The organism is Pseudomonas sp. Irchel 3H7 (assembly GCF_900187605.1).
In the GTDB taxonomy this organism is placed as follows: Bacteria; Pseudomonadota; Gammaproteobacteria; order Pseudomonadales; family Pseudomonadaceae; genus Aquipseudomonas.
In genome coordinates this window covers 255674-280049 of the sequence record NZ_FYEA01000004.1, presented here as the reverse complement: position 1 = coordinate 280049, position 24376 = coordinate 255674, and the positions used below count along the sequence as shown (strand labels likewise).

Genomic DNA, 24376 nt, shown 5'->3' with positions numbered 1-24376 from the left:
ATCGAGCGGGGTGAGCTACATGGACATGTTCAGCAAAACACCGGTGCTGGCAGTGAACGACCCACGCGGGCTGGCCGTTCGCAGGGTCGATTACTGGCGTTGCGACGTTAATCAAGCACTTGAACCGCGCATCCATCGCACGGCCCACGATGCGGCGGGTCGCGCGGTGACGCAGTGGGACCCGCGATTGTGGGCGCTACAAAGCGATGATCCGCTAGCGCCGGCCAACCTAAGCACCGTTTACTTGTTGAACGGGCAGATTCTGCGCTCGAACAGCGTCGACGCCGGGGTGCAGCTCAGTCTGTTCGGTCTGGGCTCAGAGACATTGACGGATTGGGACAGCCGAGGCACCCGCCGGGACATTGAGCATGACCTGTTACTGCGGCCGACGGCAGTGTTCGAAGCTGGTGAGCTGCAACCACGCCGTTGCGCCGAGCGTTTTGGATATGGTCAGCCGGGTGATGCCGATCAGGCGCGTAATCAGCTTGGCCAACTGATTCGTCACGAAGACCCGGCGGGAAGCGTGCTGTTCGAGGTCTTCGCGATCACCGGGGAGAACGTTGAAAGTACCCGGCATTTCACCCTTGAACCCGTCTCCCCGGATTGGCCTGAGCCAATCGATGAGCGCCAGCGTTTGCTCGAGCCCGGTGAGGGCGCAATGACCCATTGGCGTTTCGGGCCCCTCGGGGCGGTGCTCGAGCAGATCGATGCGAAGGGTAACCGGCATGTCAGTGAGTTGACCCTCGATGGAGGCTTGCGCGCCCGCCGTCTGCAGTTGAGCCATCAGACTGAGTGGCGGGCGGTGGTCAGCGATATTCACTACAACGCAGAAGGGCTGGTCACGCAGGAACTGGCAGGCAATGGCGTGCTGACAACGCTGACCTACCGTGAAGAGGATGGACGTCTGATGACGCGTCACGCCGAAACCGGTCAGGGTGTGGTCTTGCAGAATCTGCTGTACCAATACGACCGGACAGGCAATGTGCTGAGCATCGAAGACCGGGCGCTGCCCGTGCGCTACTTCGCCAACCAGCGCATCGAACCGATCAGCCGCTTCACCTACGACAGCCTCTACCAATTGTGTGAGGCCCGCGGATGGGAGGCAGGGCCGGGCGATGGCGGCCCGACAGCGATCGCCAACTATTTGCAAACCTATGGTTATGACGCTGGCGGCAATCTGCTCAAGCTGACCCACGTCGGTGCACAGAGTCCAGGTCATGATCTGCAGGCTGCCCGCTACAGCAATCGCTGCCTGCCCTGGTGCAATGGCGTGCCCCCCGACGAGGCAGAGATCGCCGCAGCGTTCGACGCTCGCGGTAACTTGCTGCTGCTGGATCAAGGCCGGCAGTTGCAGTGGAATCTGCGCAATCAACTGGATGCGTTCGTGGCGGTGCAACGCGATTGCGCTGCGGATGATCACGAAGTCTATCTCTACGACGGCGCTGGTCAGCGTGTACGCAAGATTCGGTCGCTGCAGACCAGGGTTCGTGCTGTCGTTACGCAGGTACGCTACCTCCCTGAACTGGAATTGCGCACCGATGCCGGCACCGGCGAGGTGCTGCAAGTCATCACGGTGCAGACCGCCCTGAACAGTGTTCGTGTTCTGCACTGGGAGAGTCCGCCGCCAGCAGGCGTTAACGATCAGTATCGCTACAGTTTCAATGATCATCTGGGATCGATCAGTCTGGAACTGGCGGCAGATGCGCAACTGATCAGCCGCGAGCATTTCTATCCATTCGGGGCGACCGCGTGGAGTGAGGAAAGCGACATCAGTTACAAAACCGTGCGTTATTCGGGCAAGGAGCGTGATGCCACGGGTCTGTACTACTATGGTTTTCGTTATTACATGCCGTGGTTGCAGCGCTGGCTCAACCCTGACCCGAAAGGTTTTATCGACGGGCCGAATCTGTACCAGATGGTCGGTAACTCACCGATGCGGCATGCCGACAGCGACGGCGGTAAAAAGACCGATACGTCAGAGTTGGCTAACAGTGCACAAGAGCAGAAGGCATTGCTGGATTCGATGACTTCGGCTGCTGCGGATGTCAGAAATTCGTTACTCAATCACACGCAGGCGCGGCACCGCTTTCAGGCGCTGGTCAGGCGGGTGACGACGCAACTGAGCAGCAGTCTGGTCAGAACTGGAGCTAAGGCTTTGGGGGGCGCGGCAGGCACAGCGTTGGGGGGAACATTGGGGCCGGTAGTGGGTGCACTCGGGGGGCAGGTGGGTGAGAAGGCCGGCACCGCGCTGGCGAACGTCGTCATCGAAAAGGTCGTGGACACCTTTCAGTTGAACCGTCCTATCAACTTCAAGGGCAGCGAGATGAATCCGAAGGCGTTCGTTGAAAGCGTGGCACCAAAAACGAAACCCAGTCTCGCCAAGGTAAAACTGGAGTTGGCCGCCCATGATCCGCGCACTGCCGACGGTCGATCACGTCTGGTGAAAATGGCTGGCACCAAGGCGGAGGACAAAGTAATCGAGATAATCGCCGACAAACTGGGACCGGAGGCACCGGGTCTGGTCCAGACGGTACGGGAGTTCGCCCATGCTTCGCGAGGTTTGAATGCCGAGGCGTTAAGTGAAGCTTACGAACATATTCCGGTAGACATCGACATGGCAACGTTCAGGATGTCAGCCATCTTGAACGAGTTGGCGACTGCCGGCAGTTCAGATCCTGAGCTTTTCGAAACGGTTGCAGGGCTTTCAATGCAAACATCGAACACTGTTCAAACGCTGGAACGGACTCAGGACTTCATTGGATTTATTGCACCGACGCCATACGCCGGGAGGCAGCAATCGCTGGGAGGAAGTTCCCGGCCAAAACTGATCCGACAACATTCGCTCGGCTGAAAAAAAGCCCCCGCCCAACCCGCTGCGGATAGGGGACGCAGCGGGCTGGACGGGGGCTTCTTGTTTTATCGATCAGTTACTGCGCGATGGTTTTCACCGACACGCCGCGTTCGATCGGGGTGGAGCGGCCGTAGATATCTTCGAAGCGTTCGATATCGTCTTCACCCAAGTACGAACCCGATTGTACTTCGATGATTTCCAGCGGGATCTTGCCCGGGTTGCGCAGACGATGCACCGAGGCGATCGGGATGTAGGTCGACTGGTTTTCGCAGAGCAGGAACACGTTTTCGTCGCAGGTCACTTCGGCGGTGCCGCTGACCACGATCCAGTGCTCGGCGCGGTGGTGGTGCATCTGCAGCGACAGGCACGCGCCCGGTTTCACCGAGATGTGCTTGACCTGGAAACGCCCGCCCATGTCCACCGAGTCGTACGAGCCCCACGGACGATAGACTTCGCAGTGGTTCTGGGTTTCGCTGCGGCCCTGCTCGTTGAGCGTGTTGACCATCTGCTTGACGCCCTGAACCTTGTCTTTGTGGGCGATCATCATGGCGTCTTTGGTTTCGACCACGACAATGTTTTCCAGACCGATCACCGACACCAGTTTGCCGTTGCCGTGGATCATGCAGTTCTTGCTGTCCTGAATGACCACATCGCCTTTGGTGACGTTGCCGTTGGCGTCCTTCTCGTTGACTTCCCACAGCGACGACCAGCAACCAACATCGCTCCAGCCTGCGGTCAGCGGCACCACGCAGGCGCGCTGGGTTTTTTCCATGACGGAGTAGTCAATGGAGTTGTCCGGGCAGCAGGCGAAGGTGGCTTCGTCGAAGGTGATGGTGTCGGCGTCCTGCTGGCTGCGCTCGAGGGTCAGCAGGCAGGTGTCGTAGATGTCCGGATCGTGTTTTTTCAGTTCTTCGAGGAAGCGGCTGGCGCGGAACAGGAACATGCCGCTGTTCCAGTAGTAACCGCCGGACTCGACGTACTCGGTGGCACGTTTGACGTCAGGTTTTTCAACGAAATGCGAAACGCGGCTGACGCCTTCGGGCAGCAGCGAGTCGCCGGTGGATTTGATGTAGCCGTAACCGGTTTCCGGTTTGGTTGCCGGCACGCCGAACAGGACCATTTCGCCGTTTTCGGCAGCAACGGTGGCGAGGGCGAGGGCGCGTTGCAGGGCTTTCTGATCTTCCAGCACGTGGTCGGCCGGCAACACCAGCATCAACTCGTCACGACCTTCATTGACCAGCATCATCGCGGTCAGCGCCACGGCCGGCGCGGTGTTGCGGCCGAACGGTTCCATGAGGATGCGCTGGCATTCCAGCTTACGGTTGACCAACTGCTCGTTGACGATGAAGCGGTGATCCTTGTTGCAGACCACGATCGGGGTGTCCATGCCTTCGAACACCAGACGCTCGAGGGTCTGCTGGAATAGAGTGTGTTCGCCGGTCAGGGCGAGGAACTGTTTAGGGAACTGCTTACGCGAAAGCGGCCAGAGACGCGAACCGCTACCACCTGACAAGATCACCGGAATCATATTGTTTACTCCATAAAATCGATTGGTTAGAGGCACGAACGCTGTGTCGTTTCACTCTTGTTTTTGTCTCGTGTCCGAACTCTCACCTCGGTCCCTGTGGGAGCCTGGCTTGCCAGCGATGGCATCACCTCGGTGTATCTGCAGAACAGAGGTGTCTGCATCGCTGGCAAGCCAGCTCCCACAGGGAGCCGGGTCAGTTCGGAAAATTCGTTAGCGAGTCGATACCGGGCGTTTCACCCAGACTGGCGACAGGCTGCTGCCGCTGCCGGTGACGTACAGCACCGCAGCTTCACCGCGCTCAAGGGCGACCGGCTTCACGTCGCCGACTTTCTTGTCACCTTCGTACAGCGCCAGGCTGACTTTCACCGGGTTGATTTCACGTTCGCCACGGCCCTTGGCGGCCACGTTCGGCACCACGTCGGTCTTGCCGTCGGCGGTCTTCAGGGTCAGCGGCTTGTCGCTGAGGTTCTGTACGCGCACCAGGGATTTCTGCTTGTTCTTGAACGGCGGCTCTTCGATCAGTTGCGGTGCGCCGGAAGCGTTGTTGACCAGGGTGTAGTAGTGGTCACCAGCGAGTTTCACCGGCAGGGTCTGGCTGCCGACCTTGGCGCTGTAATCACCGCCCGGCATGAAGCTGAAGTCGCTGCTGGCCAGTGGCGCAACGTCGCTCAGGTTGGTGCTGCCGACAGTCGCGCTGACTTCAGCGTTGCTGGCGTTGTAGACACGCACAAAGGTCGAACCTTTCGGTGCGGTCGGGCCGTACAGGGCGGCGTCGCCACCGGCAAAGGCTGGGACGGAAAGCACGCTGAGGCCAGCAACCAGTGCGAAGCTTTTAGCGAGACGACGAGGAGTAGTAGTGAAAGTCATGGTGTACCTCTCTTTCAGTTTTGCGCCCGATCGGGCGTCTCGGATTTAGTGTTGATTGCTACGTTTTGTTGGCGCGCGCCGGCTTGTTTAAGCTCTGCGACCCACTGCGGGTCGGCGTCACCGATTTCGTTGTTCACAGGCAGATAACGTTCAGGAAACTCCCAGATCAGCACCTGCGGCGGGCTGTTCTTGAAGTCATCGCTTTTCAGGTAGCTGAGCATCGGCAGGATCGGGCCGTGGCCGTCTTCGGCGTAGCTCACCACGTCGCTGTGCAGCGCTTGTTTCAGTGCACCGACGAAGTTCCAGTTCGGGTTGGCGCTGTAGCTGGTGCCGACCAGTGCCACTGGCACTTCATTGCTGGCGAACAGCGCGTCGTCACCGGCAGGCTGATCGCCGGCCGCGACGGTGTTGCGCTTTTGCAGCGGCTCTTGCGCCGGCATCAGGTTTTCAAACAGCGGATCGAGCGGCAGGAACAATCGCAGATCGCCCTTGTGTGTAACCTTCTCGGCCGGTGTGGTGACGAAGCGTTGCGGCTCGCCGCTGAGCGGGAACTTGTCAGCGATGGTTTTTGCCAGGGTGTTCGCGGCAATCTCGGCGCCTTCCGGCGTCCAGTGCGTGTCGGTGCGCAGGAACACTTGCTGACCGTTCTGCTTGGCCTGTTGCAATGGCTTGAGCAGGTCAGGGGCGAGGATCTTGTCCGCCGCGACGCGGTGGTGGAAATCCTCATAGAGGTTTTCGTGAATGCTCGCCGGCTTCACTTCACCCAGGTGCTCCGGGTACAGACGAACCTTGGCCGGCACGATCGCCATCACCAGTTTCACGCCTTTCTCTTTCAGGGTCTGGCGCACGCCTTCGACCAGCGCGTAGTTGCCTTGCAGGTTCAGCTCTTCGTTGACGATCGGGTTGAATTCCTCATCGCTGTACAACCACTGATCGCGACCGAGCACCACGCCCGGACGACCTTCGTTGAACAGTTTGAAATCCAGCGCGGCCCAGAGGTTGGTGCCCAGACGCTTGATCGGGAATTCTTCGTCGTAATGGGTTTCCACAGCCTTGGTCCAGCGGCCGTTAAGCACCGTCGCATCGGCGTTGGTGCTGAAGCCGAAGAAGCTGCGTACCGACCACAGACCCAAGACCAACAGGGTCACCAGGAACAGGGCGATGTAGAAGATGCGTAATGAGCGGGTCATGTCAGATCCCTCAGAACTGGAAGTAAAGGAACGGCGAGAAGCTTTGCGCCGAAAGTTTGAGAATCGAGGCGATGAACAGCAGCAGGATCAGGCCGCGCATCACGTAACGCGACCAGTCCGCGCTCCAGTAGGCCGGTTGTACCTGGGCTTCGACGCCGACGGTGTAGCCAGGCTCGTGGATGCTTGCCGGGTTTTCGCCGGGTGCGGCTTTGATCATTCCCGGCGTCGCGGTGGCAGGGCCGTTGGCCTCGACGTTGACTTCAGGTTTGCTCTTGGCTGGCGGCTGATTGGTGTACAGATCGCGCAGACCGAAGAACGCCAGCGTCACGTACGCAACAACCAAAGTCGCCACTTGCAGACCGGTGAGGCTGGCCTGATTAAGTTCCGACAACGACCATTCACCGAAGCTGAACATTGCGCCGTACATACGACCGGCGACGTGCAGGTTCTCGGCGCGGAAGATCACCCAGCCCATGACCACGAGCAGGAAGGTCAGCGCCCAGCGGATCGGGTTGAGGCTGCGCGGCGATGTGTTCAGACCCAGCGCTTTTTCAATCGCCAGCCACATGCCGTGCCAGGCGCCCCAGACGATGTAGGTGATGTTCGCGCCGTGCCACAGGCCACCGAGGAGCATGGTCAGGAACAGGTTGCGGTAAGTCATCAGCGTGCCTTTACGGTTACCGCCGAGAGTGATGTACAGATAGTCACGCAGCCAGGTCGACAGGCTGATGTGCCAGCGGCGCCAGAACTCGGTGATCGACTGGCTGATGTATGGCTGTTTGAAGTTTTCCATGAAGCGGAAACCCATCATCAAGCCCAGACCGATGGCCATGTCGCTGTAACCGGAAAAGTCGAAATACAGCTGTGCGGTGTACGCCAGCGCGCCGAGCCAGGCATCACCCGTGGTCGGGTTTTGCAGGGCGAAGCAATGGTCGGCGACCACCGCGAGGGTGTCGGCGATAAAGACCTTCTTGATGAAACCCTGCATGAACCGCGTGCAGCCCTCGGAGAACTTGTCGAGGGTGTGCGTGCGGTTGTTGAACTGGTCGGCGAGGTCGCGGAAACGCAGGACCGGGCCGGCAATCAGGTGCGGGAAGATCGCTACGAATGCGGCGAAGTCGATCAGGTTGCGCGTGGCCGGGGTATCGCCGCGATACACGTCGATGATGTAGCTGATCGACTCGAAGATGTAGAACGAGATACCGATCGGCAGCAGCACGTGGGTGAGGATGAACGGCTCAAGACCGACCGAAGTCATCATCGCATTGATGCTGTCGACGCCGAAGTTGGCGTACTTGAAGTAGCCGAGGATGCACAGGTCGACTGCTACGCCGAGCAGCAGCCAGCGCTGCGCCGGTTTGGTTCTGACGCCGGCGGCACCGACTTTGAGGCCGATCCAGTAGTTCCACAGCGTGACGGCGGCGAACAGCGCGAGGAAGTCCACACGCCACCAGGCGTAGAACACGTAGCTGGCGATCAGCAGCAGCAGGTTGCGATAGCGTTGCCCGCTCAAGTAGTACAAGCCGAGAAAGATCGGCAAGAACAGAAACAGGAACACGTTGGATGAAAATACCATCCCGATCTCTCCATGTTTGAACCAACAGTCAAGGGCCAAAGCCCCCCCAAACCCCCCGTGGTAGTGGAGGGGTGAAACGGTGTTTCTGTCAGGGTTGTGCAGGGCCTTGAAAACTTGCCCTCACCCCCCGCCCTCTCCCGTAGGGAGAGGGAGCCTGATCTCCATGGTTTTCAGAAAAGGAGATCGGCTCGATATTTCTTTGCAGCCTGATCTCGATTGTTTTTCAACACCTGAGATCGGCTCGGTATTTCATTTCGGTGTAACTCGCACAGCCACCTCGGTCAGTCCCCTCTCCCTCCGGGAGAGGGTTAGGGTGAGGGGCTTTTAGCCCTTTTCATGGGACGGGTCGTAGACCTTGGTCAGGTCGCCGCCGAGGCGGAAAGTCTTGAACGGTTGCATGCCATGCTTCTTCTCGATGACATCCGGCGCACAGGTGTAGAGCGTGCAGAACGGTTCGAGCCAGGCGAATTTCATGTCCTCTTTCAAGTCGGTCATGTCCTGCTCTTTACCGTTCTTCTTCTCGAATTCGTCGGGGTCTTTCACCCCAGACAACACCCGATCACCCAGACGCTTCAGCGCACCGTTGTTCTCCTGGCGCAAATCAACGCCGTTGACCTGGGCGAAACTGGCGATCATCGCCAGCGGCGGCAGGGCGTAGTTGTGATAGGCGAGGGCGCGTTGCTGGCGCTTGAGTTCGTTGGGCAGGAAGCCGTCGGCATCGACTTGATTGACGCCAACCTTGTATTCCTTCACCGCCCAGTCAAACAGGTCGCGGCGGTTGGTCGCGACCGAGGTAGCCATCACCGACCATGCAGCCCAGTAGGAATGGTTGTTGGTTTTTTCCAGCGGCAGGTTGTCCCAATCGCTGACCACCTGATCAGCCATTTTGCTGAACCACGCCTCAATCAACTGCGCTTCCTGTTGATGCTGGGCCAGCGGATGCGAGTCGGAGAACTTCAGGCGAATGTACGAAGAGGCCATGCTGCCCAGCGCCCATTTGCGCATCGACTTGCCGGTGTGGTTGAAGTCTTTCGACATCAACGCATCGGCCTTGGCCCACGCGGTCAGCCAGTTCAGCGTGCATTCGAGCTGCTCCGGACGCCCGTCGCGCATGAACTGCATCACCCGTTTGGCGGTGCCGCGTTCCAGCGTGGTGATGTCTTTGGTGGTGTCGCGAAAGGCTTTTTCCGACTGCACGTTCAGTGTCGCGCGGGCCTTGTCCGAACCTTCGTATTTGCTGCGAAATTGCAGCGGCCCGGTGTAGGGCGTCGGCATCGCATCGCAGCCTTCGCTTTTGTCACCGGTCTTGAATTTATCCACAGGCGCGAAATAGCCCTGAGGTGGACGCAGTGGTGCGGCGGCCTGCGCGTTGCCGGCGAAGATCGCCAGCCCGAGCAGCGTCGGCGCTAAAAGAGTTTTCAGTTTCGAGTTTCGCATAGCAGACCTCATTGCCCGACCTGAGCGGTTTGTTGCCCAGCGCCCGGGAATACGTTGCGTTTGCAGATTTTCGCTTCGACTTTCTGCGGCGCGGTGCCCGCTTCCGGGCCCTGGACTTCGACTGCCAGCAGGTTTTGCGAGGCCCAGTCTTCGTCCGTGCGCAGCTCAAAGGCGAAACGACCGTCGGTGTCGGAGGTTTCCGGTTTCTCGATCTTGATGTCCTCGTGGCGACCGTTCATGTACCAGAGGGTGGCTTGCAGGGTTTTCACCGAAGGGTCGGCGAAGCGGATGTCGACCTGATGGCTGCTGTTCTGCAGGTTCAGGTTCTTGCTGTTGACCAGCAGTTCTTGTTTGCTGCCCGGCTTGAGCGTGGTGCTCGCGGACATTTGCGCGTCTTTGCCTTCGCAGCCGTTGTCGAGAAGAGACATCATCTGGCGATAGATGGTTTCCTGGTCGAGGCGGTACAGCGGCGAGAATTCCCAGATGAGAATTTTCGGCGGGGTCTTCTGGAATTCGTCGCTGCCGAGGTACTGCAACATCGAACCTTCCAGGCCACCGCCAGGGAACGCGACGTTGAGAATATCGGCGCCGATGGCTTCTTCGAGGAAGCCGGCGAAGTTGTAGTTCTTGCCGCTGTGCGAGGTGCCGACCAAGGTGATTTGTGGATTGCCGGAATCACCGAACAGGTCGCCGTCACCGGCCTCGCCCTTCGGCTCGGTGGTGAATTGATCCATGTACTGGATCGCGTAACTGGTGCCGCACAGTTGCCCGGCCATGTTGTGCAGGGTGCCGGTCTTGCCCATGCGCCCGGAGCGTTTGGTTTCGAATTCACGCTTGGGAATGTCGGCGAAGGCCGGAATCTGCTTGACCTTTTCGGCGACGATTTTCGCTGTGCGCTGAGCACCGTATGGCGTCCAGTGCTGGTCGCCGCGGAAGTAGAAATCGTGGGCGGGCAGGGTGTCCGGCAGCGATTCGTTGGTCAGCGGCGACAGGTCTGGCACCACGTAACCCATCTTGGCGAAACGGCCGAGCATGGTCTTGTAGTTGCCCAGCGCTTTCTCGTAATCGAACGCGGCTTTTTCCTGCGGGTTGAGCTTGTTGCGATTCACCAGACCACGGGTCGGCTGGTAAACGATCACCAGCTCAACGCCTTTGGCTTTGAACGCATCGTGCAGTTGTTGCAGGCGTTTGTAGCCGGCCGGGGTGGTGTTGAACTCGGTACGCAGGTCTTCCTGCGTCCGGAACAGCCAGTCACCTTGCGCCTGCACCAGGGTGGTGAAGTTCTGCTGATAGCGCGTGGTGTAGTTCTTCGCGTCATGGGCGGCCGGGCACAGGTTGCAGCACGGTTCAGCGCTGAACTTCGGCGGTGTGGCAGCCGGGTTTTCATCGGCGCGTGCGCCGTTGCTGGCCGCGAGAATGCCCACGGTCAGGGCCGACAGGCTGAGTAATCTGATCAAGTGTGGGTGCATAAAATTATCCTCAGTCCCGCATTTCGGTCTGGCGTTCGACAGGGTCGATCAGCACGGCTTTCTGCTGGCGCACCAGCAGGTCGAGAATTTCATCCTGGCGCTCGCCGAGGATGCCGTTGAAGCTGATGCCGCTGGATTTGGTCGGCGCCAGCATCGACACGCGATACAGCTCGACACTCAACGGTGAATCGATCGACAGCGGGCCGCTGCCATTGGCCGCCAGTTCACCGCCAACGACGATCAGCGACACCTGGGCATCGAACGGGTCGAGCTTGATGTCACGGTCGGTGTCGGTGAGGTCCTTGATGTGGCCGTAGACGCCGGTCAAACCGTTGGCCATGGCGACGTTTTCGTAGAGGCGGATATTCACGCTGTTACGAATGCGGATGCCGTGGCGCTTGTTGCTGATGACCTTGTTGCCCCACAGCAGGTTGTCGGCGGACTCGTAGAGGGTGATGCCGTCGGTGTGGTTCTTGTAGATCTCGTTGTAGGCAATGATGTTGTTGACGCTGTTACGGTCGATCACCAGGCCGGAGAGGTGGTTATCGAAGCTCTTGTTGTTGAAGATGAAGCTGTCGTTGACCTCACGGGAAATAATGATCCCGTGCTTCTTCTTCGTACCGTAAACGGTGTTCTCCGCGATGATCAGACCGTGCGAGCGGTCGTGCGGGTCGATGCCGTAGACGATGTTGTCTTTGTAGGTGTTGCCCTTGACCACAAAGTCGCGGGTCTCGTAGCAGTAGAAGCCGTACCACATGTCGGAGAACTCGGAGCCGACGATCCAGCCAGTCGGTTCAGGACGCTTGAGGACCTTGGCCATGTTCGGCGTGTACTGGGAAATACTCACGCCGTACGACTTACTGTTGGCGTAACCGAAACTGGCCATCTTGCTGTTGACGATGTAGGTCTCGGTGCCGCCCCAGGCGAGCAGGAACGGTCGGAATTCCTTCGGCGAACGGAAGGTTGCCGGGCCGTTGTCCTTTTCGCGCCAGCCAGTGACTTTGGTGTCACGCACGAACAACTGACCGTCGTTGACCATGAACGCACCGGCTTCTTGCGACAGGCGCAGTTCCTGGGTCTGACCGTCGATTTCGAGGATGCCTTTACGGCCAACCACGATCGGCAGCTTCGACAGGTACACGCCCGGCGCGGTCTCGCTGAAATACTGCTTGGGCAGTTTCTGCGCCAGATCCTTGAGGTTCATGTAGCCGTCGTCGACGAAGATCGCCTGCGGGATACCGTGCTGACGCACCACCCATTCGGCCATCTTGTTGTCGCCGCCGATAAAGTCCTTCAGCGCGTCTTCCTGCATCATCCGGCGCACGCTGATCTTGCCCGCTTTGCTGCGGTTGATCTTCGCGGCGGCGGCTTCGGCGGTGTAGCCGGAAATGTCCGGCAGTTTCGGCGCGGCCAGGTTCAGCGCTTCGGTCGGCGCGCTGCTGACGGTGTAGGTCTTGGCTTGTTGCAGCTCTTTGGCGGTGGTCACCGGCTTAACCGGCTCCACAGTCGCGAAGGCGCTGGCGCTGGCCAGCAGCATCGCGCCGGCCAGCAGGCTGAGTGAGCCTGTCCTGGTGCTGATCATGTCGGGCACTCCCTTGGCGGTTTGCATCAGAAGCGCCAGATCACGTCGATGAACGCGCGGTGCATGTACGAATCAACCTGCTTGCCATAGGCATCGCCCGGTTTGAACACACCGCCACGGAAACGCACGAGGGCCGAAGGCTCGTCGATCGACTGGCTCAGCGCCGCCGGCAACAGGCCTTGCTTGAAGTACTTGGTGACGACCAGATCCATCTCCTGACCGAGATCCTTGTTGCCGTCTTCAAGCGGCAGCGAAGTACTGGAGAGGATCGCGCCGGTGGCGTCGTCGGTGTTGTTTTCCACCGCGTTGATGCCGTTGCTGCCCACTGGCTTGTTGCCGTCGACGCGCCAGAACTTGTGGTAGATCAGGCTGGCGTCGTACTCGTCGTTGACCATCCACGAACCGAACAGGGTCGCGGTCTGCATGTTGTTCATTTCGCCACGGAAGGCTTCACCGAAACGGTGAACCCGCGAGCGCGTACCGGTGTAGTTGGAGCGGTTGCTCTCCAGACCGGTCTGCTCGTAATCGGCGCTGGCGCGGGCGTAGGCACCGCCGACTTGCCATTGCGGATCAAGGCGCAGGCGCACACCGATGTCGGTGGCCCAGCCGTTGACGTCTTCGCTGCGCTTGGCTTGTGCCGGGCGCGAACCATCGGCGTTGAGGGCGTTGACCGAGTCGCGGTCGCCGCTCATGCCGGTGATGCTGCCCCAGTAGTTGACGGTGTTGGTGTTGCGCCAGTTGTAGGCGTCGCTGTCGGCGGTCAGGCCGATCCAGCTGATGTCGCCGTTCTCGGTTTTATCCAGCGAATCGCGCGGCACGCCCGGCTCGGCGTAATCGAGTTTGCCGTCATCGTGGGTGTGATGACCACGAATGCCGACCCAGTTGCCCGGCGTCCACTGATAGGCCGCATCGGCGTAGGCGTGCAGGCGATCCTTGTCTTTCGGCGCCAGCTCTTTGAGGTCGGTGCGGTATTCGCTGAAGCGTTCGGCGACACCGGCGTTGGCGCGCAACAGGGTGGTATCGAAGGTCCAGTTCAGCGCTTCGATGTTGGTGTCGCGCCATTGGCCGTCGTCATTGCGCAAACGTTGACGACCGAACTTGAGCATCTCGCCCGGGTACGGGGTGAGGCCGCTGTAGCCGACCCAGAACTCGCGCATCGCCAAGTAGTTTTTCTTGGTTTTGCGATCACTGTTGTCGGTGGCTTGTTCACCGTCGGATTGTTGCAGGGTGTCGGTTTCGATGATGTCGGTCGAGGTCACGGCCTGGCCCATGGCGTAGGCGCTCCACGCGCCGCTTTCGCCGTAGATCCACGGACGCAGGTCGAGGCCGACGCCGTTGACGTCGCCGCCGCTGGCAGTGCCGAGGTCACGGTCGTCTTCGGACTGGCCGGTGACTTTCACTTCGAGGCCGAAGTTCTTGGTTTCAGTCATCGCGGCCAGTGTCGGGCAAGACCAGATCAGCGCGAACGAAAGGCCAATGCCGGCCTTCACGAATGGATTCAACTTCATAATTTTTCCTCGCCGTCTTCTTCTTGCAGGGCGTGCAGTTGCAGCGTGTTCGGGTTCAGAGCGCCACGGCTGGCTTGCTCTTGTTGCAGCAGACGTTGGGCTTCGGCCAGACGCTCGGGCGGCAGTTGCGCGGCGAGGGTGGTCGCCAGCTCATCGGCTTGCGGAGTGTTTTGCGCCTTGGCCAATTGGCTGAACACGTAGGCGTTGAGCGGGTCGGGCTTGGTGCCCTTGCCTTGGGAGAACAGTTGGGCGATGGCGAAGTCGGCGCTGTTCTGGCCGTTGCGCGCAGCCGTCAGCAAGTGGTCGAGAGCCTTCTGCGGGTAGACCTTGCCGAGGTAGCCACGGCGATAGATCTGGCCGAGGTAGTAGTCGGCGGCGACCTCACGGCCAACGGCTTTCTGGAAATGTTCTTCGGCGACTTTGGCGTCGGCCGGGACCATTTTCCCTTCGTAGTAGAGCTTGCCCAGCAACAGCTCGGCGCGCGGCTGGTCGGCGGCACGGCCGTTATCGAGGTACTTCATCATCTGGTCGACGTCACCCAGTTCCGGGTAGTCGTAAAGCAATTGCGCGAGGGTCACCCACGACGCCGGGTAGCCTGGAGCGATCGGCTCAAGCAGCGACTGCGCGGTTTTTTCGTCGGGCTTGCCGAGGGTCGAATCGGCCAATACACGGGCCACCGAATCGACGCGCTGCGCGGTGACGGTGCCACGGCTGTAACCGGCCTGCATCTGCTTGATCAGCTCAGCTTGTTGCTCTGGCTGCGCGCGTTTCTGGTAAACGGTGGCCAGTTCGACGTAGCAGATGTCGGTGGTGTTGAGCGCGGCTTTGCAGATCTTTTCCACATCATCCAGGTGCTGGTCGTAGGTGCCTTGGGTGCGATACAGCAGCACCTGCGCCAGACCTGCTTCCGGATAACCGGATTTGCGCCATTGATCGATCTGCTGCTGTGCGTTGATATTCGGGAAGCTGTGCGGGTATTGCAGATACAGCATCGCCAGCGGGATCAACGTGTTGCCTTCGCCATTGGCAGCGGCTTTTTTCAGCAGGCTTTCGGCTTCGTGGTGCTCGGCTTCAGTGGAGCCTGGTTTGGCTACCAGCAAGCGGCCCAGACGCGCCTGAGCACGCGGCGAAACACTGGCGGCGGCGCGGTAAGTTGCTTCGGCCTGTTTCATCTGCTCGGGGTCGCGGCTGTCAACCTGGATGTCGGCGAGGCCGACTTGCGCTTCGCTGTAACCCAGATCAGCCAGTTGCTGGTAGTTCTGCGCGGCGGTGGCGGTGTCGCCACGCTTGAGCGCTTCGTTGGCCAGACGCTGATCGGGCAGGCCGGCGCAACCGGCGAGACTGACTGCCAATGCCAGCGAGCACACCACTAGTCCCATGTGGGAGCCAGCCTGCTGGCGATGCAGGCAACGCGGTGTTCCAGCTGTACCGAGCTGATCCAATCGCTGGCAAGCCAGCTCCCACAGGGATCGCGGTGTTTTCAGGATGGGTGGAGTAGTCACAGGCATGTCCTCGACTTAAAGACCGGCAGCCATGGCTTTCTCGATCAGCCAGTTCAGGTTCGGGCCACGGTCGCTGTTCACTTCCACCGGGCGGCCGGCGAGGCTGCTGTCGAGCGGCTCGTCAGGCTGGATCTGCACGCGGATATCGGAAGACAGGTCGGCGCTCTTCAGGCTGGTGCTGCTGACGATCTTGCCGGTGCGGGTCTTGTCTTCGCCGGCAATCTGGAAGCTCACCGGGGTGCCTGGACGCACGTCGCCGAACTGGCGATAGGAGAAGCGCGCATCGACGGTGGCCTGGGTGTTGCGCGGCACCAGTTGGAAGATCACATCGCCCTTGCTCGCGTATTGACCGTCGGCGACCAGTTGCTGGGCCACGGTGCAATCGCATGGCGAAGTCAGGGTGCCGGTCATTTGCTTGCCGAACAGTTCTTCAACCTTGGCCGGCGACAGTTGATCTTCTTCCAGATGGCCCTTGAGCACATCGAGCATGCTGGTGCTGAAGGTCGCCAGTGGCGCGCCTTTGGCCGCGACGCCGTCGGACTTGACCAGGCTCTGCACGGTGCCGTCACGCGGCATGGTGATGTTCATCCCCGGCACGCTGACCAGACCGGCCTGCGCGTGGCTGACGAAGTACATGCCGTACACCGATTTGAAAATGAAACCCGCCGCGACCAGACCGACCGCGAAGATACCGGCGCTGAATGTCACCGCTTTCAGGCGACCGAACGGGGTCATGCCGGAGCCGCCGTCCTTGACCTTGCGCGCCTTGGTGAAGTTGTCGCGCTGCAAGGTCGCCAGCACTTCACCGATGCTGACGATGTCGCCGGCCAGGTGCGAAGTGATCAAGTGGCGCAGAGTGGAAATGTCCTGCGGCTCCAGATTCTGGAACTGGCAGCCGGCGCGGCCGGTCTGGCGATCGAAGGAACGTACTTGCAGTTCAACGTCCATGGCGATGCCGAGGTTGTCGATGACGAATTGCAGACGCGCCTTGTACACCTGGCCAATGGTCAGCGGCAGCTGCCCGGCGTTGAACGCCAGACCACCGGCAGACAGGTCGATGACCCGCGCTTCGACTGGTGTCCGGTCAGGACCGAAGAAGCGCAGTTTGGCCGGGATTTTCACGCGGGCGTGTTGGCGCTGGGCTTCGGATTCATGCACTACGTTGGCGTTGACGGCGGTATTCATAGGGGCGATTTCCTTGTTAATTCAATAGGGGCGGGTCAGACCATCATCAGCAGCACGGCGACAAAAATGCTGCCGGCGGAGAAGGTCATGGTCCGAGACGACCAGGTGTTGAACCAACGTTGAAAGCTGGCGAGATCACGGGTCAGGGATGTCGGTTGGCGAGTCCAGGATTGTTGGTCGAGGCGGAAGAACACGTAGATCTTCACCAGCGCACCGACGATCTGGTTGTAATACAGAATCGCTGGGTAAGCCGGGCCGATGCGGTGACCGGAACACGACAACAGCAACGTCAGGATCAGGCGGGTGATGCCGATCCACAGCAGGTAAACGAGGATGAACGCGGTGCCGTATTTGAAGCTGGCGATGAGCGCCACGGTCAGGCCGAGCAAGGAGGTCCACATCGACACGCGTTGGTCGAACAGCACCACCGAGGTGAACGCGCCGAGACGTTTCACACCCAGGCCCAGCGCTCGTGAGTTCTGGCGCAGGTTGTTGCCGTACCAGCGGAACATCAGTTTGCGGCTGGCCTTGATGAAGCTCTTTTCCGGCGGGTGTTCAACGGTGTTGATCGCCGCGTCAGGCACGTAAAAGGTGTCGTAGCCGAGGCGCATCAGGCTGAACCAGCTCGACTTGTCGTCGCCGGTCAAAAACTTGAAGCGGCCCAGACGCCAGTGTTGCAGCGAGTCGCTTTCAACGTCGGCGATGAATTCCGGGTTGGTCACCACAGTGGCGCGGAACACCGACATACGACCGGTCATGGTCAGTACGCGTTTGGACAGGGCCATCGAGCACATGTTGATGTGGCGCTGGGCGAAACGCAGCTTGTGCCATTCGCTCATGATGTAGCCGCCGCGCACTTCGCAGAACTCGTTGGTGGTCAGGCCGCCGACGTTGCCGAACAGCTGGAACCACGGCACGGTCTTGCGCACGGTGCCTTCGCCGAGCACGGTGTCGCCATCGATCACGGCCACCACGGCGCGGTCGTCCGGCAGGTGACGGGAGATCGCGCGGAAACCATAGGCCAGGCCATCACGTTTGCCGGTGCCGGGAATGCGCACGAAGTCGAGCTTGACGCGGTCGGGCGGATTCATCCGTGCCCACAGTGCCTTGACCAGCAGCTCATCGGACATTTCGACGATCGAGCAGACCACGGTGGTCGGCAGTTCGCAGTCGATGGCTTCGCGGATCACCGAGCTGTAGACCTGCGCGGTGGTGAGCGCGTCGATCCGGAAACTGGTGACCATCAGGAACACATGCGACGGGTCCGCCGCCTTACCCAGCTTGCGCACTTTGCGGCGCAGGTGCGGGTAAACGATGTAGAGAAAAATCATGCCGCGCACAAAGTGCGTTGCACCCATCGAGTAGCGCCAGATACCCACGGCGCCAATCAGGAAAATGAAGTCCTTCGACTCGGAGTCGAATGTGGACGTGGGCAGCATCAAGGCCAGGCCCATCAACAAACTTAGGTAAAACAGCCAACCGGCGGCCTGAAGTAGGCCGTGCTTTAGCCTGTGCATAATCTGCATCCGTCTGTATCTCGGGCCGAGCCCGATGGGGTTAAGGCAGGCTTACAAAAACTTGCAAGGACATGTAGGAGCTGCCGAAGGCTGCGATCTTTTGATCTTTCGCTTGGGATTTTGGTGTTCCCGAAAAGATCGCAGCCTCGTTTCACTCGACAGCTCCTACAGGGCTGCTTTACCAGCAGATACCTTCGGTGCGAGTACCGGCGTCAGTGGCTTTGGCCATGAAGCCGACCAGGTCGATGACCTGTTTGCCGTGCGGCGCTTGCTGGGCCAACGGGCGGAACTTCTCGTCGCGGTTACCAAGGATGATCACGTCGGAGTTGTCGATCACCGAATCGAAGTCCGCGTTGAGCAGGGACGAAACGTGCGGGATCTTCGACTCGATGTAGTCCTTGTTCGCGCCGTGAACTCGGGCGTACTCGACGTTGCTGTCGTAGATGCTCAGGTCGTAACCCTTGCCGATCAGCATCTCGGCCAGTTCCACCAGCGGGCTTTCGCGCAGATCGTCGGTGCCGGCCTTGAAGCTCAGGCCGAGCAGGGCGACTTTGCGTTTGTCGTGGCTTTCAACGATGTCGAAGGCGTTCTGCACTTGCGATTCGTTGCTGCGCATCAGCGAGTTGAGCAGCGGCGCTTCGACGTCCAGCGAGCCGGCGCGGTAGGTCAGGGCGCGCACGTCTTTTGGCAGGCACGAACCGCCGAAGGCGAAGCCTGGGCGCATGTAGTACTGGGACAGGTTGAGGGTCTTGTCCTGGCAGACCACTTCCATCACTTCACGGCCATCGACGCCGACCGCTTTGGCGATGTTGCCGATCTCGTTGGCGAAGGTCACTTTGGTTGCGTGCCAGACGTTGCAGGTGTACTTGATCATCTCGGCGACGGCGATGTCCTTGCGGATGATCGGTGCGTCGAGTTCTTCGTACAGCGATTGCAGAACGTCGCCCGAGGCCTTGTCGAACTCGCCGATGACGGTCATCGGTGGCAGGTCGTAGTCGGCGATCGCGGTGGATTCACGCAGGAACTCAGGGTTGACCGCAACGCCGAAGTCGACGCCGGCTTTCTTGCCCGAGCAGTCTTCGAGAATCGGGATCACCACGTTGGCAACAGTGCCCGGCAGTACGGTGCTGCGCACGACGATGGTGTGGCGAGTGGTTTTTTCACGCAGGACAAAACCGATCTCGCGGCATACCGCTTCGATGTAGTTCAGTTCGAGGTCGCCGTTCTTCTTGCTCGGCGTACCGACGCAGATCATCGACAGGTCGGTGTCGCGAATCGCCTCGGCGAAGTTGGTCGTGCCACGCAGACGACCGGTCTGGATACCCTGTTGCAGAAGTTCGCCCAGGCCCGGTTCAACAATCGGCGATTTGCCGGCATTGATCATGTCGATCTTGTCTTTGGCAACATCGACGCCAACTACGTCATGGCCCCGTGCAGACAGGCAACCGGCACATACTGCGCCAACGTAACCCAAACCAAATATGCTGATGCGCATCGCAATTACCTCTGTATATATCAGGCCTTAGAGGGCCGGAGTTAATGGTGTTCAGCGTTCATTAGTGCACTCGAAAGTGCGGCATACAGGCGCCACAATGCCGTGTGCAGGCATACTAAGTTTCGAGTGTCTAAATAAGTGCACTCAAGATGTGCGTAACCAGGCCTTGTTGTTATGACGTGCCCTGTTATGCATCCGATCTTCTTTGGAGAAGACTCTTGTGCAATCGTCTTGCGCGCTCGATGTCGGGATGAAAGTCCCGTAAATCAAGCGGTTGGGTGCTCAGGCGAGCACGTTTATAAGGGCGCGGCCATGGCCTTTGTAGGGGATATTAATGGTGCGTATCTCCTGTCCATCGTCTGTTTTGAGACTAGTTAGTCATCTAGGCAAGTTGCTGTGACAACTTGGTTACATGGCCATCTGCTCCGCGTAAGTTATCTCGTACAAACTCGGCGAGAATCGTTACCGGTGGTATGAGCTATGCATTCGGACGAAGTTCCTGTCCGCTCATCGCGAAATCTGAAATTTCTTGAAATATTGTCAGAGATGGCACTAGTCTCAATTTGATAGCACTTTCGTTTTCGACCTTTAATAACAGGCGAAAAATCACGTTAGATAGTTTTGTGCCACTACAGTGAAAAAATTTAGGTGCCACTACTGAAAAAAATGATCAGTGTCGAGTGAAACTAATCTTAGAAAAGACAGGGAGGTTTTTCTGGCGCCATTAAAATGGCGAAATGTGGCGAGGGTTTTTTGACATCGTGCGAGCTGCACGACTCTTGATATTAAGAGTCGTGCATTAGGCATGCTTTATTCGGGGGCATGGTCGCGCAGAAATACCAGATTGTCCGGTTTCGAATGCTCGGCGCTGTAGCGATAACCCTGCACATCGAATTGCTTGAGCAGGGCAGGATCGTTGATCTTTTCCTGAATCACGAAACGGCTCATCAGGCCCCGCGCTTTCTTCGCGTAGAAGCTGATGATCTTGTACTGGCCGTTCTTCTGGTCCTTGAACTCGGTGTTGATGATCCGCGCGTTCAGGGCCGTGCGTTTGACTGCCGAGAAGTACTCGTTGGACGCCAGGTTGAGCAGCACATCGTCGCCCTGATCGACCAGCGCTTCGTTCAGCCATTCGCTGATGCGCGTGCCCCAGAAAGCGTACAAGTCCTTGCCCCGGGCGTTGGCCAGTTTGGTGCCCATTTCCAGGCGATACGGTTGCATCAGGTCGAGCGGGCGCAGCAAGCCATAGAGGCCGGAGAGCATGCGCAGGTGTTTTTGCGCGTAATCGAAATTGGCTTCACTGAAGGATTGCGCGTCGAGACCGGTGTAGACGTCACCCTTGAACGCGAGCAGCGCCTGCTTGGCGTTTTCCGGAGTGAACGCGGGTGTCCAGCTGCCGAAACGCGCGGCATTGAGCCCGCCGATCTTGTCGGACACATGCATCAGCTCGCTGATTTGTGCAGGCGTCAGGTCGCGCAGTTGCTGGATCAGTTCCTGCGAGTGGTCAAGGTATTGCGGCTGGGTGAAGCGCTGGGTCGCCGGCGGTGTTTCGTAATCGAGGGTCTTGGCGGGGGAAATCACCATCAGCATGAAGTCGTCTCCTTTAATCGTGGGGGCGATTCTAGGGGGTTGTCCGAGTTGACTCCAGCTATGGGGGCAATAGGTGTGGGGAAGCTTGGGCATTTGCGACGGCTGGTGGATGTTTCCCTCACCCCAGCCCTCTCCCAGAGGGAGAGGGAACCGATCTCACTGATTTCAAAATTTGAGTGCGACTCGGTAGTTCCGATTGGCGGATATCGAAAGCGATACTCGGTCAGCTCCCTCTCCCCCCGGGCGGTCCGACGTTTCGGGAGGGCTGGGGTGAGGGCGGCGTCCTTCAGCCTTGCACATCAGCTATAGTGCCGCGCGGGTTTTGTTATGGAGACATCCCTTTTGCGCATTGTTCTTTTATTCACCGCGTGGCTGTTGAGCGTCGGTGCCGTCGCGGCGCCGGGCGATGTGGCGACGCTGGATCGCAGCACATGGCCAGAGCAGCTCAGCAACCCGACGCTGTTTGACGTGGCCTCACGGGCGGAAATCCTCATGTTCGCCCGTGTCCTGCTGGGCACTGAGTCGATGGACGAGGCTGCTCTGGGTCCGCGTCTGGGCTTGCGCACGGTCAACATCGATGCGGTCAATATTCTGCGTCAACGCCTCTGGCAGCGTCTGCTGGCCAACTACAACTACGCCCAGCAAAGCTGTGATCAGGACGCCTCGTTCTGTTTCCTTGTCGAAGACCTGCCGACGCTGCGCGAGCAAGCCGCCAAGTTCGTGGTCAGCGACGACAGTTATTACACCAAGTGGGCCGAACCGAGCCGGATCTTCCATGTGCAATATCTCGACGAGTTGCTGCGCAAGGCCGCTCTGTCCCCACAGACCAGCAACGAATTCGATCGTTTCGGTGACTACGAGCGCAACGGCGACGAGATGCACGACCGCCTGTTTCTGCTGACGTTCGACAGCGCCGCCAACCTGCAACCGGACAACACCGGTTGGCTCACCGAATACCTGCGCAAGGCAAACCTGAGCGGCACATTCTTTGTCTTGGGCAAGGATATTCAGGCGCGGCTGGCTGATCGCTCGGTCAGCAGCCTGCAAGCAGAGTTCTCGAAACAGTGCGTCGGCGTTCAAGGTTGGGAGTTCCGCTCCCACAGCCACTGGCAGGACTGGCAGGATTCGGTGCGGCGCAGCGCTGATCTGGTGAAGAACAAGTTGCCGGAAAACTACGTGCCGCTGTTCCGTCCGCCGGAAGGGCAGCGCCGCAGCGATGCGCAAGGTTTCTTCAACACCCAGGGCCTGCAAGTGGCGCTGTGGGACATCGATGCCCAGGACGGCGCGGGCAAACTCAAGGGCGCGCCGAGTGCGCAGCGGGTGCTGACCCTGATGCTGTTGTGGCGCCACGGGGTAATCAATTTCAACATGAAACAAGACGCGGTGAAGACCTCGTTGCCGTGGCTGATCACGCAAACCGCGCAAAGCGGCATCGGTTGGGAGGACTGTCAGGACGCGTTTCGCTGAGAAACGGCAAAAGCCCGGAAACATTGGGCTTGGGGCGATTTTTTACGGAATTTCGGTGCAGGCGGACTTCCGACTTTAGCGGGCTATGGACAGTCCGCCAAGGGCTTTTCGTCACTCTGCAAAATAAACTTAAAAAAACCGTCAAAGTACTTTTTTATGTCATCGGTTTTGGAGTATTACGAAGACAGACCGCCGAAACCTGCAACACAGGTGGCGTCTTCCAAGACCCGTTTGTTTGCAGTCACTTGAATCTCCGCAGGTGAGATTTCGGCAGTCACTTCGAGGCGCAGCACCGCTCAGGTATTGCGTCTACTGGCTCTGACAAAGGTGACCGAGTATGGATGATCACGGACGTAGCCCTTCCTCCAACCAGCCAATCCTTTATGTACTCGATACCAACGTATTGATTCACGATCCAAACGCCCTGCTGAATTTCGAAGAACACCACGTCGCGATCCCGATGACCGTGCTTGAAGAGCTGGACAAGCTCAAGAGCGGGCATCACAGCGTGGCCGCTGAATGCCGTCAGGCCATCCGGCTGATCGACAAGACCCTGGGCGATGCGTCCCCGGAAGACGTCGAACTGGGTGTGCCGATCCAGCGCGGCAAAGGCGGGCCGAAGGGCTTGCTGTCAATTCTGATGAGTAAGCAGGCCGAATCGAACCTGATTCTGCCCGAGCATCTGAACGACAACAAAATCATCAACCAACTGATCGACCTGCACACCCGCGACCCGAAAAAACCGGTGGTGCTGGTCACCAAAGACATCAACATGCGCCTCAAGGCGCGCGCCTGTGGCATCGATGCCGAGGATTACAGCACCGACCAACTGGTCGATGATGTGTCCCTACTGCCCAACGGCTACCACAACATGACCGGCTCCTTCTGGGACCGCGTGAGCAAGGTCGACACCCGTCAGGATCACGGCCGCACCTGGCATCAAGTGCAACTGATCGACAACCTGCCGGCAGTGCATATCAACGAGTTCATCATTGACGAACAGGGCTTTGTCGGCTGGATCAAGGAGATCGATGAGGCCAAGCTGCTGATCCTCGACCTGCATCAGGAACCGCTGCTGCATCAAGAGGCCTGGGGGCTCAAGCCGCGCGACATTTATCAGAGTCTGGCGCTGTACGCGTTGCTGGATCCGGACATTCATCTGGTCAATCTATCGGGGGCCGCAGGCTCCGGTAAAACCATTCTGGCGCTGGCCGCGGCGATCGAGCAGACCATGGTCAGCAAGCGTTATCGCCGCATCATTGCCACCCGCAGCGTGCAGGGTCTGGACCAGGAAATCGGCTTCCTGCCCGGCACCGAAGCGGAAAAAATGGAGCCTTGGCTGGGCGCCATCACCGACAACCTCGAAGCCTTGCACATGGATGACGAAAACACCCATGGCAGCGTCGATTACATCCTCAGCAAAGTGCCGTTGCAGTTCAAATCGCTCAACTACATTCGCGGTCGCAGCTTCCAGCAGAGCCTGATCCTGATCGACGAATGCCAGAACCTCACGCCGCACCAGATGAAAACCATCATCACCCGTGCCGGCGCCGGTTCCAAAGTGGTGTGCCTGGGCAACCTCGCACAGATCGACACCCCTTACCTGTCCGCG

Annotated in this window: 16 protein-coding genes; 3 read left to right on the top strand and 13 right to left on the bottom strand. The window is 59.2% G+C overall.

Translation table 11 applies throughout. From position 1 onward, the window contains the following. The first annotated feature begins 19 nt into the window (after positions 1 to 19). Complete coding sequence (locus CKW38_RS09765; protein ID WP_256588359.1) at positions 20 to 2851, top strand: RHS repeat domain-containing protein; 2832 nt, start codon at positions 20 to 22, stop codon at positions 2849 to 2851. Positions 2852 to 2927: 76 nt separating this feature from the next. Here the strand turns inward: CKW38_RS09765 and CKW38_RS09760 are convergent, their stop codons facing one another. The 13 genes from CKW38_RS09760 to yaaA all read right to left on the bottom strand — a co-directional run bounded on the left by CKW38_RS09760 (position 2928) and on the right by yaaA (position 21297). Further along, positions 2928 to 4379: a mannose-1-phosphate guanylyltransferase/mannose-6-phosphate isomerase gene (locus tag CKW38_RS09760; RefSeq protein ID WP_095112631.1), complete on the bottom strand. Its 1452-nt coding sequence runs from the start codon at positions 4377 to 4379 to the stop codon at positions 2928 to 2930. A 210-nt stretch (positions 4380 to 4589) separates the two neighbouring features. Beyond that, complete coding sequence (locus CKW38_RS09755; RefSeq protein WP_007914291.1) at positions 4590 to 5246, bottom strand: alginate O-acetyltransferase AlgF; 657 nt, start codon at positions 5244 to 5246, stop codon at positions 4590 to 4592. 14 nt (positions 5247 to 5260) lie between these two features. After that, positions 5261 to 6436, bottom strand: coding sequence for an alginate O-acetyltransferase (locus CKW38_RS09750; protein WP_007914293.1), 1176 nt, complete (start codon positions 6434 to 6436; stop codon positions 5261 to 5263). Positions 6437 to 6446: 10 nt separating this feature from the next. Next, positions 6447 to 8012 carry an MBOAT family protein gene (locus CKW38_RS09745; protein WP_007914295.1) on the bottom strand — a complete coding sequence of 522 codons (1566 nt, stop codon included), beginning with the start codon at positions 8010 to 8012 and terminating at the stop codon, positions 6447 to 6449. Between the two features lie 324 nt (positions 8013 to 8336). Continuing rightward, a complete protein-coding gene (locus CKW38_RS09740) occupies positions 8337 to 9449 on the bottom strand; it encodes a mannuronate-specific alginate lyase (protein WP_095112630.1) in 1113 nt (370 codons plus the stop codon). Positions 9450 to 9457: 8 nt separating this feature from the next. Continuing rightward, entirely contained in the window at positions 9458 to 10918 is a 1461-nt protein-coding gene (locus CKW38_RS09735) for an alginate O-acetyltransferase (protein ID WP_095112629.1), read from the bottom strand. 10 nt (positions 10919 to 10928) lie between these two features. Then, positions 10929 to 12500 (bottom strand): mannuronan 5-epimerase AlgG, encoded by a 1572-nt coding sequence (algG, locus tag CKW38_RS09730; protein ID WP_095112692.1) that lies wholly within the window; start codon positions 12498 to 12500, stop codon positions 10929 to 10931. 26 nt (positions 12501 to 12526) lie between these two features. Then, positions 12527 to 14008: an alginate export family protein gene (locus CKW38_RS09725; protein ID WP_095112628.1), complete on the bottom strand. Its 1482-nt coding sequence runs from the start codon at positions 14006 to 14008 to the stop codon at positions 12527 to 12529. Next, positions 14005 to 15516 (bottom strand): alginate biosynthesis TPR repeat lipoprotein AlgK, encoded by a 1512-nt coding sequence (gene algK, locus CKW38_RS09720; protein ID WP_305887117.1) that lies wholly within the window; start codon positions 15514 to 15516, stop codon positions 14005 to 14007. Before algK ends, CKW38_RS09725 begins: the two co-directional genes overlap by 4 nt. Before the next feature lie 9 nt (positions 15517 to 15525). Then, positions 15526 to 16695, bottom strand: coding sequence for an alginate biosynthesis protein Alg44 (locus CKW38_RS09715; RefSeq protein ID WP_095112626.1), 1170 nt, complete (start codon positions 16693 to 16695; stop codon positions 15526 to 15528). 35 nt (positions 16696 to 16730) lie between these two features. After that, positions 16731 to 18212 (bottom strand): mannuronan synthase, encoded by a 1482-nt coding sequence (gene alg8 / locus CKW38_RS09710; protein WP_371857959.1) that lies wholly within the window; start codon positions 18210 to 18212, stop codon positions 16731 to 16733. Between the two features lie 178 nt (positions 18213 to 18390). Beyond that, complete coding sequence (locus tag CKW38_RS09705; RefSeq protein WP_007914305.1) at positions 18391 to 19707, bottom strand: nucleotide sugar dehydrogenase; 1317 nt, start codon at positions 19705 to 19707, stop codon at positions 18391 to 18393. 810 nt (positions 19708 to 20517) lie between these two features. Then, positions 20518 to 21297: a peroxide stress protein YaaA gene (yaaA, locus tag CKW38_RS09700; protein ID WP_095112624.1), complete on the bottom strand. Its 780-nt coding sequence runs from the start codon at positions 21295 to 21297 to the stop codon at positions 20518 to 20520. Positions 21298 to 21639: 342 nt separating this feature from the next. On the opposite strand from yaaA, the gene CKW38_RS09695 reads away from it, so the two are divergent. Then, positions 21640 to 22764: a polysaccharide deacetylase family protein gene (locus tag CKW38_RS09695; protein ID WP_095112623.1), complete on the top strand. Its 1125-nt coding sequence runs from the start codon at positions 21640 to 21642 to the stop codon at positions 22762 to 22764. 337 nt (positions 22765 to 23101) lie between these two features. Further along, the coding region (locus CKW38_RS09690; RefSeq protein WP_095112622.1) for a PhoH family protein at positions 23102 to 24376 on the top strand (1275 nt) is incomplete at its 3' end.

Bases quoted from the DNA above. Each gene is read 5' to 3' on its own strand.
- CKW38_RS09765 (WP_256588359.1), top strand. From the start codon at position 20: ATGGACATGTTCAGCAAAACACCGGTGCTGGCAGTGAACGACCCACGC.
- CKW38_RS09760 (WP_095112631.1), bottom strand. From the start codon at position 4,379: ATGATTCCGGTGATCTTGTCAGGTGGTAGCGGTTCGCGTCTCTGGCCG.
- CKW38_RS09755 (WP_007914291.1), bottom strand. From the start codon at position 5,246: ATGACTTTCACTACTACTCCTCGTCGTCTCGCTAAAAGCTTCGCACTG.
- CKW38_RS09750 (WP_007914293.1), bottom strand. From the start codon at position 6,436: ATGACCCGCTCATTACGCATCTTCTACATCGCCCTGTTCCTGGTGACC.
- CKW38_RS09745 (WP_007914295.1), bottom strand. From the start codon at position 8,012: ATGGTATTTTCATCCAACGTGTTCCTGTTTCTGTTCTTGCCGATCTTT.
- CKW38_RS09740 (WP_095112630.1), bottom strand. From the start codon at position 9,449: ATGCGAAACTCGAAACTGAAAACTCTTTTAGCGCCGACGCTGCTCGGG.
- CKW38_RS09735 (WP_095112629.1), bottom strand. From the start codon at position 10,918: ATGCACCCACACTTGATCAGATTACTCAGCCTGTCGGCCCTGACCGTG.
- algG (WP_095112692.1), bottom strand. From the start codon at position 12,500: ATGATCAGCACCAGGACAGGCTCACTCAGCCTGCTGGCCGGCGCGATG.
- CKW38_RS09725 (WP_095112628.1), bottom strand. From the start codon at position 14,008: ATGAAGTTGAATCCATTCGTGAAGGCCGGCATTGGCCTTTCGTTCGCG.
- algK (WP_305887117.1), bottom strand. From the start codon at position 15,516: ATGCCTGTGACTACTCCACCCATCCTGAAAACACCGCGATCCCTGTGG.
- CKW38_RS09715 (WP_095112626.1), bottom strand. From the start codon at position 16,695: ATGAATACCGCCGTCAACGCCAACGTAGTGCATGAATCCGAAGCCCAG.
- alg8 (WP_371857959.1), bottom strand. From the start codon at position 18,212: ATGCACAGGCTAAAGCACGGCCTACTTCAGGCCGCCGGTTGGCTGTTT.
- CKW38_RS09705 (WP_007914305.1), bottom strand. From the start codon at position 19,707: ATGCGCATCAGCATATTTGGTTTGGGTTACGTTGGCGCAGTATGTGCC.
- yaaA (WP_095112624.1), bottom strand. From the start codon at position 21,297: ATGCTGATGGTGATTTCCCCCGCCAAGACCCTCGATTACGAAACACCG.